Origin of the sequence: Methylobacterium longum (assembly GCF_022179385.1) — a bacterium.
Classification (GTDB): Bacteria; Pseudomonadota; Alphaproteobacteria; order Rhizobiales; family Beijerinckiaceae; genus Methylobacterium; species Methylobacterium longum.
On sequence record NZ_BPQS01000200.1, the window covers coordinates 1 to 293 of the forward strand.

The 293-nt window shown below is 59.0% G+C and carries 1 pseudogene; it reads left to right on the forward strand.

Features of this window, described 5'->3' with window-relative positions:
• Positions 1–53 precede the first annotated feature (53 nt).
• Positions 54–293, forward strand: a pseudogene (locus MFF58_RS32095) (Hint domain-containing protein); the annotation flags it as partial.

The window sequence follows — 293 nt, forward strand, 5'->3', positions numbered from 1 at the left end:
CTTATAACACGGACAAAGATCCGCATCTTGCCTTTTGTTTGGGGAATACATTCATGCTGGATCTGTCAGGTTACAAGCTAACCTTTGACGACGAGTTCAATACGCGCAGCATCTCCTGGTCGGGCGATCAGACCAAGTGGCAGGATGCCCGGGACGAGTGGCGGATGGGCGACGGCAAGGCAGACATCGGCTTCGGCAAGTCGTCGTTCGTCGACCCCGCCTCCGGCTACGACCCGTTCAGCGTCAAGGACGGTGCGCTCACCATCACGGCCGTGCACGACCGCACCCAGTCG